Consider the following 13,434-nt stretch of genomic DNA (forward strand, 5'->3'; position numbering starts at 1 on the left):
CCCCGCTCGGGCTACGCCCTCCCGGCGGTCTCAGGCGCGCGCCAAGGTGGCCGACTTTTGCTCCGCCCCGTGGCCGGTTTTTACTCCGCCGTTGACACATTTTTCGTTTCTGCGCGGGGCGTCCAGCGCCGATGAACTGTTCGCCACGGCGGCCGCGCTTGGCATCGACGCGATCGGTGTCGTTGATCGCAACAGCCTTGCCGGCATCGTGCGCGCCTGGGAAGCTGCCAAAGCCACCGGCGTTCGGCTCGTCGTCGGATGCCGGCTCGACCTGACGGACGGCATGTCGATCCTCGTCTATCCCATGGATCGCTCGGCCTATTCGCGGCTGACGCGGCTGCTGTCGCTCGGCAAAAGCCACGGCGGCAAGGGAAACTGCCTGATCGATTTTACTGATGTGGCCGAGCACGCGGCTGGCATGATCGGAGTGCTAGTCCCGGATGAAGCCGACGAGACCTGCGCCGTCCAGCTTCGCAAGATGGGTGAGTTGTTCGGCGATCGCGCCTATGTGAGCCTCTGCCTGCGCCGCCGGCCGAACGACCGGATGCGCCTGCACGGCATCGCAGCCATGGCCGCCCGCTTCAAGGTTCGCACCGTCGTCACCAACGACGTGCTGTTTCATGGGCCGAGCCGCCGGCAGCTGCAGGACGTCGTGACCTGCATCCGGACGCGAACGACCATCGATGAGGTCGGTTTCGACCGTGAGCGTCATGCCGACCGCTTTCTCAAGGCGCCTGAGGAAATGCACCGGCTGTTTGCCGAATACCCGGAAGCTCTGGCGCGCAGTCTCGAAATCGTCGAACGCTGCAAGTTCGACTTGAAGGAGCTGCAATACCAGTATCCGGAAGAGGCGATCGTCCCCGGTCTCGATCCGCAGCAGTCGCTGGTCAAGTTCACCTGGGAGGGAGCCGCCAATCGCTATCCCGAGGGCGTGCCTGACAAGGTCCAAAAATCCTTGCGCGACGAGCTGGAGCTGATCCGGGTCATGAACTATGCGCCCTATTTTCTGACGGTGTTCTCGATCGTCCGGTTCGCCCGGTCGAAGGGGATTCTTTGCCAGGGCAGGGGCTCCGCCGCCAACTCGGCCGTCTGCTATTGTCTCGGCGTCACCTCCATCGACCCTGATACCAACGACCTGCTGTTCGAACGCTTTATTAGCCAGGAGCGGGACGAGCCGCCGGACATCGACGTCGATTTTGAGCATGAGAGGAGGGAGGAGGTCATCCAGTGGATCTACAACACCTACGGTCGCAGCAAGGCCGCGCTTTGTTCGACGGTAACGCGATACAGGGCCAAGGGGGCGCTGCGTGATGTTGGCAAGGCGCTCGGTCTGCCGGAAGACATGATCGGCCAGCTATCGTCGGGCGTCTGGGGCTGGTCGGAAGGGGTCTCGGAACGGCAGATCCGGGAGAACAATCTCAACGCGGCCGACTACCGGCTGAAGCTGACGCTGGAACTGGCGCAGCAGCTGATGGGCGCGCCGCGCCATCTCGGCCAGCATCCCGGTGGCTTCGTCCTGACCAATGACCGGCTCGACGATCTCGTGCCGATCGAACCGGCGCGCATGGACGATCGCCAGGTCATCGAATGGGACAAGGACGATATACAGGCGCTGAAATTCATGAAGGTCGACGTGTTGGCATTGGGCATGCTGACCTGCATGGCCAAGGCCTTCGCCCTGATGGCCGGGCACAAGGGTGATGTCCGCGACCTCGCCTCGATCCCAGCCGAGGATCCGCGCACCTATGCCATGATCCGCAAGGCCGACACGCTCGGCACCTTCCAGATCGAAAGCCGGGCGCAGATGTCGATGCTGCCGCGCCTGAAACCCCGCACATTTTACGACCTGGTCGTGCAGGTGGCTATTGTCAGGCCCGGACCGATCCAGGGCGACATGGTGCATCCCTATCTCCGCCGGCGCGAAGGCAAGGAGCCGGTCGTCTATCCGACACCCGAACTGGAGGCGGTGCTCTCGAAAACCCTCGGTGTCCCTTTGTTCCAAGAGTCGGCCATGAAAGTCGCCATGGTCTGCGCCGGGTTTACCGGCGGGGAGGCGGACCAGTTGCGGAAATCCATGGCGACGTTCAAGTTCTCCGGCGGCGTCTCGAAGTTCAAGGACAAGCTGATCGCCGGCATGGTCAAGAACGGATATTCGGCCGAGTTCGCCGAGCAGACGTTTTCGCAATTGGAAGGGTTCGGCAGCTACGGCTTTCCCGAAAGCCACGCCGCCAGCTTTGCCCTCATTGCCTATGCGTCGAGCTGGGTCAAATGCCATCACCCGGACGCCTTTTGCGCGGCCTTGCTAAACTCGCAGCCGATGGGATTTTACGCGCCGGCCCAGATCGTGAGGGATGCCGCCCAGCACGGTGTCGAGATCAGGCCGGTTTGCGTCAACGCCTCGCGCTGGGACTGCACGCTCGAGCAAGTCGATGGGAGCCGTCATTGCGCGGTCCGCCTCGGCTTGCGCATGGTGAAGGGGCTCTCGACGGTGGATGCCGCCCGCATCGTCGCGGCGCGCGCCGAAGACCCCTTCGCCTCCGCCGACGATCTCTGGCGGCGGTCCGGCGTGCCGACGGCCGCGCTGGTGAAACTGGCCGAGGCCGATGCGTTCCTACCGTCACTGCAGCTCCAACGCCGTGATGCGCTATGGGCGATCAAGGCGCTGCGCGACGAGCCGCTTGAGCTTTGGGCCGCGACCGCCGAGCGGGAGGCGCGCCAAGTCTCGGAAGTGCAGGAGCCCTCGGTCGCCTTGCCCTCGATGAGGGCAGGGCACGAGGTCGTCGAAGATTACGCCCACACCGGCCTCACCCTCCGCCAGCACCCGATCGCCTTCCTCCGCAAAGACCTTCGCCAGAAGGGGATGGTGACATGCGCCGAAGCGATGGCCGAGCGCGACGGCCGCTGGCTGATGACCGGCGGCCTGGTGCTGGTGCGCCAGCGGCCGGGCTCAGCCAAGGGCGTGATGTTTCTCACCCTCGAAGATGAGACCGGGATCGTCAACGCGGTGGTCTGGCCGACACTGTTCGAGCGCCAGCGCCGCGTTCTTCTCTCCGCATCGATGATGGCGATCAACGGCAAGATCCAACGGGAAGGGGACGTCGTTCATCTCGTCGCGCAGCGGCTGTTTGACCTGTCGGACGATCTCGGCCGGCTGGGCGAGCGGGATGAACGATTTCCCTTGCCGCATGGCCGGGGCGACGAATTCGCGCGCGGCAATGGCGCACCGGATTCGCGCGAGCGGCCGAAGGCGGCGGCGCCCGCGCGCGACATCTATGTTCCCGACCTCTTAATAGATCGATTGAAGGTCAAGAGCCGGAATTTTCATTAGTTGCCACCTCGAGCCGACCATGGCGGATCGAATCGAGCGCAGTTGTAGCGGATGCCGAGGAGCCTTGTAGATCTTACCTACTAGGCAGCGACGTCTCCAATCAAAGACCCAGCAGGAATATTCCATTCCTTGCTGAGCTTTCGAATCTGTTCGAGATTGATTTCGCGTTTGCCGTTCAGAAGATCAGCAGCCCGCGCTTTAGAGCCGATAACGGCTACCAGATCCGCACGCGTGTAGTTGTTAGCAGCCATCACCGACTTGACCACCTCCACCGGACTCGCAGCCGGGATCGGGTAGTTTTTGCCTTCGTACTGTTCGATCAGAAGAACGAGCGCGTCAAAATGAGCCGCTTCTTCAGTGCCTTCCTCAGGTTCGTTCTCGAAATACGGCCGAACTTCCTTTAGTGCGGCATTGTACTCGTCTTCGCTCTGAAGGGTTCGGAAAGTTTTCAAATTCAACATATCGACCTCCTCACATCAGAGTTTTGCTACGTCAATCGCGTCATACTGAGCATGCGTACCGACAAACAGAACGAAAATCCGTTTCGTCCGAAATGCGACCAAACCCACAATGCGATATTTGTTGCCACCCACGTCGAAAATCACTTTGTTGCCCGCGACGATGTCGGCCGAGTTGAACGTTTTCTTCAGCTCACTGAAATTGCTCCAGCTTGCCTTTGATGCGGTCGCGTACCATTCCGTCATCGCCGCTTCAGCCGTCTCTCTTGGCGCTCCTTTCGGCAGGTCGCTCCAGAATTTGACCAACGCGGACTTGGCGATAACGTTCACGTAGGCTCCTATATATCGCGTTCCCAATCTGGAAACAAGCCCTAAATTCCCAATTTGGAAACTTGCTTTGGATGGTTGTTGGCCAGCTCGTCGACGACAGCATCGAACATCGCGTTGCCGCGCTGCTTACGCGGCCTGGCGTCCGTGGTTAAGCCTTAACGCCCAAGCACCGATCGCCTGATTGTTATCGACTCGCGTCGCTCTAAGGCGAGAAAAGCCGGGCACCATTGTCGGCGTCACATCGAAGGTCACAGGAATCGAGTAGATATCCGCCGCATGACGGTTTTGGAACTCTGCCTCAGCTCTTTCGACGAAGGTCGGTCCGATGTCCCTGAGAACTGACAATAGGAGGAGGACGATGGCCGTGCCAGAGATTGCCAATGAGGTGCCGAAGGGGGTTACGGCAGAGCTGGCGGCGGAAGCGAACGGATAGATTGTCGAAGGGACGAACAGAGCCACGACGAAAAGGACCACTTCCCACCAGAGGCGGGGCGCACGCGGCTTGCTCTTTGACGCTCCAGACATTTCCATCACCCATTGTCGTTGTCGATTCACCTCGTCCTTTATGGCGCAATCATCGCGTGATCAACATTCGTATAACCTTTTATGATAATGTTATATCATATCGCATAAGATACCTTATGGAACTAACCCATTGATTTATTGCCCCAATTAATGGCCTTTCGGCAACACACACACCGATCTGCGACCACGCCCTATGTCGAAACAAGGGAGCCGCTCTTCGGCTGATGCGCAAATTGTTGAAGAGCCAAGTTGTTGCGCCGCGCGTGATGGTGACAGACAAGCTGCGTTCTTATTCCGCCGCAAAGCGAGAGATCATGCTGGGGATCGAACACCGTTCGCACAAAGGGCTCAACACCCTCGCAGAAAATTCTCACCTTCCCGTTCGACGACGAGAGCGACGCATGATGCGGTTCAAGTCGGCAGGTCAATGCCAACGTTTCGTCTCAACCCACGGCCAAATTGCCAATCTTTTCCAACTTCATCGAAAACACCTGAATGCCGCTGATCATCGCCAACTCCGCGCCCTCGCCAGCGCCACCTGGCGTGAGATCGCGTTGCCGATCCAAGCCTGAAATTCAGGACAAAGAAATGATTGCGTCCTACGTCAGGTTAAGGCGACGCCACCGCCGCGAGCACCCGGCGCGCTCAGCGAGGTCGGCCTCCGTCCAGCCTCTCGCCTTGCACGCTGCCTGGATCTCGGCGGCGAGCAGCTTCAGCGCCGAGCGGCTGCCGAGGGTCAGTGCTGCAAATGGCTTGGTCTTGTCTGCCATGGCATACCTGATTGGTGATTATGCGTATTGTAGCATATACACCCTCTAGGCAGCGCATTGCAAATGTGCGGTATTCGGAATATCCCAAGAAAGGCATTAGGCGCATCAATGTATGTGTAAACATACTTTTTGGGCGCCTTTAACAAGGGACTCGTCCGAGACTATGCGCTTAGTTGACTAGGTTCTCGTTTCTCATCTCGACTGGATTCCGATAATGAATGTTATCGGAAGTCAAGGCGGCAATGGATGCATATCCGTGATTTGAACCTAAGCTCGGGCCGGTTCACTACCGCTAGCGAGAACGCAGGGGTATAAAGCGATTGTCATCAGAATATTTGAAGGCTGGCGGGCACTTTTGCGCCTGACCCTGACGGTCGGCACGCATCTGTCGAGCTCGCCTATTCACTTTTTACGGCGCTGCCCGAGCCCCATTTCCCTGGCGAGACGCGAACGAGCTTCGGCATAGGCCGGGGCGACCATCGGGTAGTCGGCGGGCAAGTCCCACTTCGTGCGGTATTCTTCCGGGGTCATGCCGTAGTGGGTCATCAGGTGGCGCTTCAACGATTTGAACCTCTGACCGTCTTCCAGACAGATTATGTAGTCGTTCTGCACGGACTTCTTCACCGGGACCGGTGGCTTCGGCTTCTCGGTGACGACCGGCGGCTCCATCGCGGCTGAAGGCTGCGTCGTATTGTTGAGCGCGGCATGTACATCGGCGATCAGGCCCGAGAGTTCCGAAACCGGCACGACATGATTACCGACATAGGCGGCGACGATGTCGGCGGTGAGCTCGACAAGAAGATTGGTACTTACGGAATCAGGGTGGGTTTCGGTCATCGGTCTCTCCGTTCGAATAGCGTCTGGCAGCTATCAGCGGACTCAATTCGTGTCAAAACTGGGTCTCACCCGTGGTGTTTTCCATTTCTGAACGGATTTTCCGACGCGCAGTCTTTCCCTGCTCCAGGATTGAATAGCGTTTTCAGCATCATCGTCATGTGGAGATGTCATGGATCGTTACAATTGTTCCCTTTTGGGGCACCTGACATAAAGATTTTCACGGCATGGAGGAAGGCAACGAAATGGAGTGCCTCATGCCCGATACCGATATCCAGATTGAACTTGAACGGAATGATGCTTTCGGTGCCGAGGCAGGTCTGGATGCGGAAATCGAGGCGGAGGCCGATATCGGCGCGGCGCTTCAGCAAATGGAAGTTCCACCTCTCGATCCCGCGGTCGCCATGCTCGCCGAAGTGCGCGAACGTGACATTCTTCTGGAAAAACTGCGCAAGGCTGCCCTCAAATCCCGCGAGGATCAGACGACGGCCTTTCTCGGCCTGTTGACGCGCGTGCAGCAACTTTGCGCCAAGGTGCCCGAAAAGCGCGAGCAGATCGGGGCTCTGTGGTCATTTCTACATTAATACACGCTAAGGGCATTTTGCAGGTGACGGGAAACACATGATTTCCGCTCACCGTGATCGCGGGGCAAACTGGCCACGCAATAGGGCCATTTTTTGCGCGACAAACCCTGTCGGAATGTTAGGCTGTGCGGCAACACCTGATTTGAGGTTTGTCGCACATGTTGATCGGTTACATGCGGGTATCGAGTAGTGACGAGCGCCAGTCGGTTGCCTTGCAGCGCGATGCCCTGCTCGCGGCCGGGGTCGATGAGCGCCATTTCCATCAGGATCGCGCTTCCGGAGCGCGTGATGACCGGCCGGGTCTGAAGGCATGCCTCGGCGAATTGCGCGAAGGCGATGTCCTGGTCGTCTGGAAGATAGATCGGTTAGGCCGGTCACTCTCCCACTTGATCCGCATCGTCGAGGATTTGAAGGAACGTGGTGTCGCCTTCCGATCTCTCACGGAGGCGATCGACACCACGAATTCGCACGGCGCGTTTCTGTTCAACCTGTTCGGCTCGCTTGCAGAATACGAGAGAGTGCTGATCACCGAGCGGGTCAATGCCGGCCTGGCGGCGGCTCGCCGACGTGGCCGTAAGGGCGGGAGACCTCCAACGATCGATGCGGAAAAGGTCGAGCAGGTTCTAGCTGCTTTGGAAGCTGGCGCCAGCAAGGCGTCCGTGTGCCGGACGTTCAAGGTGGCGCGCTCGACCTTGATCGACACGTTGAAGCGGACTGGATGGACAGGCCCCGGCAAGACCGGCACGCCCGAAACCGTAGTTTGACGAGTGACCGTGGCTGATGGCGTTTCTCGATGAGCAATCGCGTGCCGTTTTATTCGAACCACCCGAAGCTTATGAAGATGCGCAAGCGCGCTATGCACTGACTTCCGAGGATATTGTCTTCGTCAAGGAACATCGCCGGTCGCATAATCGGCTTGGCTTTGCGATCCAACTCGCACTGGTGCGTGATCTGGGCCGTCTGCTGCGAATAGGCGAAGTTCCACCTCAGGCGGTTGTCTCTGTTGTCGCCGACCAGCTGGGCATCGACCCTGCAGTGTTCGAGTTCTACGCCCAGCGCGACGAAACGCGCCGGGAACACGCGCGCGAGATCGTCTCTGCACTGGAGCTTCAGCCTGTCCGGACGAGTGACTATCGCGAGTTGATAACGGCGGCGGCACGCGAGGCGGCGGCCACTGAACAAGGTGCGCCGATCGCCAAGGCCGTGATCGAAGCCTTGAAGGAAAGAAAGTTGCTCGTTCCTATGCCGGAGCTGCTGATCCGTCTGGCACTGGCCGGCCGGGCGGCGGCGCGTCGACAAGCCTATCGCGAATTGATCCGGGATCTGGAGCAGCCTTCGATCGAGGCGCTTGATCAGCTCCTCGCTGAGCGGGCCGGCGATCGGAGCCACCTTGGCTGGATTGCGGAAGCACCTGAAGGGGCGAAGCTGAAGAACCTCAAAGGCTTGATCGCCCGCCTCGAGGTATTGCGCTCAGCCGCCATTCCCGACGACCGTCGCAAGACGATCCATGCCAATCGCTACGGCATCATCGCCAGGGATGCACGCATTCTGCATGCCCGGGAGATACGACGCCTGACATCCGAACGTCGCTACGCCACGCTGGCCGCCTTCGTCATCGAGAGACAGGCGTCGATCACCGACCTGACGATCGACATGTTCTGCAAAATGATTGGGAGCAACCGCCGCAAGGCCGAGATCAGCCGCACGGAACGCCGGCTAAAAGAGGCCGAGGTTCTTGATGGGGTGGCGCTTGAGCATCTCAAGCTCGGCGAGGCGCTTCTGGCCGCTCGTGCGAGCAAAACCGATCTTGCATCGGCGATCGCAGCCTCCCTCGGCTGGGACGGATTGGTCGCCAGCATGGCGGCAGCCAGATCTGTCGTCCACCCTGATCGCAGTAACGAATTCGACGAGCTCATCAAGCGGCACAAATCGTTGCGCAAGCTGGGCAGACTGATGTTCCGCACGTTCTCGTTCCGGTCGTTTCGTGCTGATGATCCGATCCTTGTAGCAGTGGACCATCTGCGCGCGCTCTATGGCGGCCGGAAATTGCCGGCGCAGGTGCCGCTCGCCTTTCTGACCCGCAAATGGCGACGCTGCGTGCGCCCGAACAGTGCCGATATCGACCTGCGCGCCTGGGAAGTGGCGGTCCTCGTTCACCTGCGAGAGCGTCTGAGGGCCGGTGACATCTGGGTCGAAGGCAGCCGGGCATGGCGCAGTTTCGAGGATTATCTTCTGCCTCGGCCGATCTTCGAGCTGATGCGCGCCGAGGGGCGGCTCGGGCTCGCACTCCCCGACAGCTTTGCCGAATGGCGAGCAGAACGGACCGCCACGCTCGATGCGAAGCTGAAAGAGCTGGCAAAGGCGGCGGCTGCCAATGCTATTCCGGATGCAGCGATTTCCGACAAGGGCCTGTCGATCTCGCCGATCCGCGAGGAGGAGCGCGACAGCATCGTCGCGCTCAGCCGCCGACTATATGTTCTGGTGCCACGGATCAGGATCACCAGCCTGCTTGCCGAGGTGCAAAGCTGGACCAAATTCCTCGACAGCTTCACGCATTATCGTACCGGTGAGACGGCAAACGACGAGGCAGCGCTGATGGCAGCGATCCTTGCCGACGCCACCAATGCCGGAGCCGAACGTATGGCGGAAAGCTCACGCGGCGTCACGATCCACCAGATGATGCTGATGGTGGACAGGCATATGCGATCGGAAACCTACGCCACGGCGACCGCCGTGCTGGTCGATGCGCAGCAGGCCCATCCCTTTGCCGCGATCTGGGGTGACGGCCATATCTCCTCCTCGGACGGACAGTTCTTTCCGGCTGGCGGGCGTGGCGAAGCCAGCCTCGACTACAATGCAAAATACGGCAAGCGACCGGGGGCGTCGATCTATGGCTTCCTGTCCAACCGTTTTGCTTCCTTCTTCTCCCGCATGATCCAGGCATCCGAGGGCGAAGCCCCCTACGTTCTCGACGGCCTCCTTCACAACGAAAGCTCCGTCGAAATCTATGAGCACGCAACCGATACCGCTGGCGCCACCGAAACGACGTTCTCCATGTTCCACGCCTTTGGCTACAGGCTCATTCCCCGTATCCGCAATCTCGGCAATCGCAGGCTCTTTGTCATTGATCGCGATCCGGCTTACGAACCGCTCGACGCGCTGATCGCTGGAACCGTCAACATGGATGTCGTCGAGCACCACTGGGATGAGGTCTTGCGGCTGAAGGCTTCGATCGCTGCAGGTTTGGTGCCGCCTTCCGTCATCCTCAAGAAGCTGGCAGCGTCGCCGCGACAAAACCGGCTGAACCAGGCCCTGCGCGAAATGGGCCGGATAGAACGCTCGATCTTCATCTGCGACTGGCTGCTCGATACGAAACTGCGCCGCAGATCGCATGCGATCCTCAACAAGGGTGAAAGCCGTCATGCTCTCGCACGCGCCATCTTCCTCCACCAGCTCGGCGAATTGCGCAACCGCGTCGCCGAAACCATGGCTTACCGCGCGTCCGGTCTTAACCTCGTCGTCAACGCCATCATCCTGTGGAACACTGTCTATCTCAGCCGTGCTGTCGATTATATCAGCAGTCAGGGTATTATCATTCCGGACGAGCTGCTCTCCCAGGTCGCACCACTACCATGGGCGCATATCGCGCTCACCGGCGACTACCTCTGGAACGAAATTGACCGACCCCTCGAACGCTTCAGGCCAATCCGGGCTAACCGCTTCAATCCAAACAACTTCAAATTCCCTTAGCGTGTATTAATGTAGAAATGCCCACGGAGCCCCAGACACGACGACCTCGGGCATCGTCATCACGGTCCCACTCACCCTTGCATCGGGTCACCGGTTTGGATGTGTTAGGTCCCCTCTGCAATCGGCCTGTCTGCCCAGGGCCATGCTTCGCGCTGATAGGCGACATCGATCGGAGACCGCTCATCTGTCCGTGTAGGCGGCGGCATTTTAAGTAACATCCGCTGCTTCAGAAGCATGGGATGTTAAGGCCGAAACCTGGGGTTTGCGGGATGTCAAAATCCGTTGACGCGAGGGAAATCCGGGGTTTATGGGATTTTAAATTGCTGACAAATCCAAGGGAAACCGGGATTTTTTCTTCCCGAAATCGGGATTCCGGCCGCTAATTCTAAATGGGAGTGCGTGGGCGCGCGTGTATGCGTGCACGCGAGGGGACGATGCGGCAACGCCGGGCTGGATTTCGATTCAGACGGGGCGCTTCGCTTTTTTTTGCCTCCCGGGTCGAGATCGCGGAAACCCGTAGTGCTGGGCCGCCGCCGCTGATCCGGCCATCGGGCCGTGGCGCTTCTCCCCGTTGCGCCGGCCCCCGCCGGTGGCCATCATCGTCGTATCCCCGACCGAGACCGTGCCATGGCCATTCCCTACGACCTTCATCTCCTCGCCGAACTGATCGATGAAGCCGTTCGTTCAACTCCTATCCGCAAACTCCCTCGGGAGAGGAGACGTCGGTATCAGGCCAAAGCTACGGCCAGGAGCCGCCAGAGGGTGGCCGCAGCGCTTGCCGGCGGCATCGTACCGGTCAACCGCCGGCATGTTCGGGACGTTCTCGGCGATGCAGCCATGCACATCCTTTCGAGCGGAGGTGATGGGGCCGATATCATCCGCCAGGCGCTCGCCACCGTCTTCGCCCATGATCCTGACGCACCGGCCACGATCGCCGATAAAATCAGGGCTGGAAAGATCAGGCCGAGACTGTTCAGGCCAGCGTGATGGACGACGGGGCCTGCTGTCCGTGCGATCCATAAAACCGCAGTTGCCAACGCTCCCTCGGCGTTCGGGGGCGGCAGGCATCCCATTGAGGGCCGACCTTATCGGCACGTAGGTGCAGCGTAAGCATCCGAGCAGTCACGCGGGCGAGAGACGCGCGCGCGATGTTGAACGTCCCTATGATGAAGGGGGAGCGGGTTCAGGCGGCCTGCTGACGAGCCTGGATTTCGGCCTGGCGCAGCCTCTTCCACTCCCAAGGGAGCATTTCATGGAGACGCGAGGCAGGGAGATCTGCGATGTGGGCAAGGACATCGGCGAGCCAGGCCTTAGGGTCCACGTCATTCAGCCGTGCGGTCATGATGAGGGTGAGCATGACGGCGGCACGGTCTGCGCCGCGCTCGGAACCGGCGAAGAGCCATGCCTTTCTGCCGCAAGCTACGCCGCGCAGCGCTCTTTCCGCGGCATTGTTCGTCATGCAGGTTCTGCCGTCGTCCGCATAGCGGGCAAAGTCGGCCCAGCGCGACAGCATGTAGTCGATCGGTCCGCTCACCGGCGATGAGCGCGACAGGCTGGCCCGCTCGGCGCGCAACCATTCCTCCATATCACCCAGCAGCGGCTTGCTCTTTTCCTGCCGGACGGCGAACCGCTCGGCCGCGCTCAGGCCGTTGATCTCGCGCTCGATGGCGAACAAGGCATCGATGCGCTTGACGGCTTCAAGGGCCACCGGCGAGATCGGTTTGGCTCCTTTTCCGCGCCGGGCGTTGCGAGCCACATCGGCTAGCTCGAAGAACTTCCGGCGCGCATGGGCGAAGCAGAATGCAGGCGTCGCCGGCATCTGTTTCTTCGTCCGGTCGAACAGCGGATTGAAGCCGTTGTAGCAGTCGGCCTGAAGGATGCCGCTGAACTCGGCCAGATGCCTTTGCGGGTGCTCACCACGCCGGTCACTGGAGGCGTAGAACACTGCAGCCGGCGGCGCAGGTCCTGCGAAGGGCTGATCATCGCGCACGTAAACCCAGATACGCCCGGTTGTGCATTTGCCCTTGGCCAGGATCGGGATCGTCGTATCATCGCCATGAAGCCGGTCGGCCTCGAACACATGGGCCTCGATCAGGTCGAAGAGCGGCTTGACGGCGAAAGTGACGTGGCCGACCTGATCGGCCAGCGTCTGGGTCGATAGGTCGATGCCCTCGCATTTGAAGCGCGTGCTCTGGCGGTTCAGCGGGATGTGCTGACCGAACTTGTCGAACATGATCGTTGCCAGCAGTTGAGGCCCGATGAAGCCACGCGGCGTGGCATGGAACGGTGCGGGAGCCTGGCTGATCGCCTCGCAATCGCGGCAGGTAAACTTCTCGCGCACCGTCTCGATCACCTTGAAGCGGCGCGGGATCTCCTCCAGCGTTTCCGTCACGTCTTCGCCCAGCTTCGACAGCCGCGAGCCACCGCAGCAGGCACATGCCGACGGCGCTTCGATGACGATGCGTTCGCGCTCGACGTCTTCGGGCCACGGCTTGCGCACCGGACGCTTGCGGACGAGGGCACGTACGGACTGCGTTTTAGCGGCGGCCTCTTGCGCCGCCAGTTCGTCCTCGGCGGCCGACGCCACGAGCTCCTCGAGCTGCAGTTCCAACTGGTCTATCAGCCGCTGCGTGCGTTCGCGGCGCGGCCCGTACTTCTCGCGCTCCAGCTTGCCGATCAGCAACTGCAAATGCGTGTTCAACGCCTCGATGCTGGACAGCCGCGCCTTCGCGTTGGCAGCTTCCGCTTCAGCCTGGAGCCGCGCGGCGCGTTCGAACAGCAGCGCCGCATGAGCGCTGGCAAGGTCCGATGGCAAGGAAAGCGGCGGCAATGTCACGACGACATTGAATCAGATT

At 60.4% G+C, this 13,434-nt stretch carries 11 protein-coding genes and 1 pseudogene; 6 read left to right on the forward strand and 6 right to left on the reverse strand.

From position 1 onward, the window contains the following. Window positions 1-91 precede the first annotated feature (91 nt). A complete protein-coding gene (locus MOE34_RS24180; protein WP_242225142.1) occupies window positions 92-3,328 on the forward strand; it encodes an error-prone DNA polymerase in 3,237 nt (1,078 codons plus the stop codon). A gap of 80 nt (window positions 3,329-3,408) precedes the next feature. On the opposite strand, the gene MOE34_RS24185 is transcribed toward MOE34_RS24180, so the two are convergent. From MOE34_RS24185 to MOE34_RS24195, 3 genes are all read right to left on the reverse strand, one after another. Continuing rightward, on the reverse strand, window positions 3,409-3,789 hold the full coding sequence (locus tag MOE34_RS24185) for a helix-turn-helix domain-containing protein (RefSeq protein WP_160788154.1): 381 nt from the start codon (window positions 3,787-3,789) through the stop codon (window positions 3,409-3,411). Window positions 3,790-3,804: 15 nt separating this feature from the next. Then, complete coding sequence (locus tag MOE34_RS24190; protein WP_052821451.1) at window positions 3,805-4,116, reverse strand: type II toxin-antitoxin system HigB family toxin; 312 nt, start codon at window positions 4,114-4,116, stop codon at window positions 3,805-3,807. A gap of 126 nt (window positions 4,117-4,242) precedes the next feature. Beyond that, on the reverse strand, window positions 4,243-4,647 hold the full coding sequence (locus MOE34_RS24195) for a hypothetical protein (protein WP_242225143.1): 405 nt from the start codon (window positions 4,645-4,647) through the stop codon (window positions 4,243-4,245). Window positions 4,648-4,838: 191 nt separating this feature from the next. Between MOE34_RS24195 and MOE34_RS24200 the strand changes: the two are divergent. Then, window positions 4,839-5,213, forward strand: a pseudogene (locus MOE34_RS24200) (IS6-like element ISRsp9 family transposase); the annotation flags it as partial. Window positions 5,214-5,240: 27 nt separating this feature from the next. On the opposite strand, the gene MOE34_RS24205 reads toward MOE34_RS24200, so the two are convergent. Beyond that, entirely contained in the window at window positions 5,241-5,411 is a 171-nt protein-coding gene (locus MOE34_RS24205; RefSeq protein ID WP_234189707.1) for a hypothetical protein, read from the reverse strand. Between the two features lie 402 nt (window positions 5,412-5,813). Further along, complete coding sequence (locus MOE34_RS24210; RefSeq protein ID WP_242225145.1) at window positions 5,814-6,248, reverse strand: MucR family transcriptional regulator; 435 nt, start codon at window positions 6,246-6,248, stop codon at window positions 5,814-5,816. Between the two features lie 254 nt (window positions 6,249-6,502). Between MOE34_RS24210 and MOE34_RS24215 the strand changes: the two genes are divergently transcribed. The 4 genes from MOE34_RS24215 to MOE34_RS24230 all read left to right on the forward strand — a co-directional run bounded on the left by MOE34_RS24215 (window position 6,503) and on the right by MOE34_RS24230 (window position 11,566). After that, window positions 6,503-6,829 (forward strand): hypothetical protein, encoded by a 327-nt coding sequence (locus MOE34_RS24215; protein ID WP_242225147.1) that lies wholly within the window; start codon window positions 6,503-6,505, stop codon window positions 6,827-6,829. Window positions 6,830-6,987: 158 nt separating this feature from the next. Then, window positions 6,988-7,593 (forward strand): recombinase family protein, encoded by a 606-nt coding sequence (locus tag MOE34_RS24220; RefSeq protein ID WP_191192684.1) that lies wholly within the window; start codon window positions 6,988-6,990, stop codon window positions 7,591-7,593. 16 nt (window positions 7,594-7,609) lie between these two features. Then, the gene (locus tag MOE34_RS24225; protein WP_003501156.1) at window positions 7,610-10,579 is read left to right on the forward strand and encodes a Tn3 family transposase; all 2,970 of its coding nucleotides are present in this window, start codon (window positions 7,610-7,612) and stop codon (window positions 10,577-10,579) included. A 627-nt stretch (window positions 10,580-11,206) separates the two neighbouring features. After that, entirely contained in the window at window positions 11,207-11,566 is a 360-nt protein-coding gene (locus MOE34_RS24230; protein ID WP_234189742.1) for a hypothetical protein, read from the forward strand. 196 nt (window positions 11,567-11,762) lie between these two features. On the opposite strand, the gene tnpC is transcribed toward MOE34_RS24230, so the two are convergent. Beyond that, window positions 11,763-13,415 carry an IS66 family transposase gene (tnpC, locus tag MOE34_RS24235; protein WP_242225107.1) on the reverse strand — a complete coding sequence of 551 codons (1,653 nt, stop codon included), beginning with the start codon at window positions 13,413-13,415 and terminating at the stop codon, window positions 11,763-11,765. Between the last annotated feature and the right edge of the window lie 19 nt (window positions 13,416-13,434).

This window comes from Shinella zoogloeoides (assembly GCF_022682305.1).
Classification (GTDB): Bacteria; Pseudomonadota; Alphaproteobacteria; order Rhizobiales; family Rhizobiaceae; genus Shinella; species Shinella zoogloeoides_B.

Coding starts and splice junctions, on each gene's coding strand:
- MOE34_RS24185 (WP_160788154.1), bottom strand. CDS start 3,789: ATGTTGAATTTGAAAACTTTCCGAACCCTTCAGAGCGAAGACGAGTAC.
- MOE34_RS24195 (WP_242225143.1), bottom strand. CDS start 4,647: ATGGAAATGTCTGGAGCGTCAAAGAGCAAGCCGCGTGCGCCCCGCCTC.
- MOE34_RS24205 (WP_234189707.1), bottom strand. CDS start 5,411: ATGGCAGACAAGACCAAGCCATTTGCAGCACTGACCCTCGGCAGCCGC.
- MOE34_RS24210 (WP_242225145.1), bottom strand. CDS start 6,248: ATGACCGAAACCCACCCTGATTCCGTAAGTACCAATCTTCTTGTCGAG.
- MOE34_RS24215 (WP_242225147.1), top strand. CDS start 6,503: ATGCCCGATACCGATATCCAGATTGAACTTGAACGGAATGATGCTTTC.
- MOE34_RS24220 (WP_191192684.1), top strand. CDS start 6,988: ATGTTGATCGGTTACATGCGGGTATCGAGTAGTGACGAGCGCCAGTCG.
- MOE34_RS24225 (WP_003501156.1), top strand. CDS start 7,610: ATGGCGTTTCTCGATGAGCAATCGCGTGCCGTTTTATTCGAACCACCC.
- MOE34_RS24230 (WP_234189742.1), top strand. CDS start 11,207: ATGGCCATTCCCTACGACCTTCATCTCCTCGCCGAACTGATCGATGAA.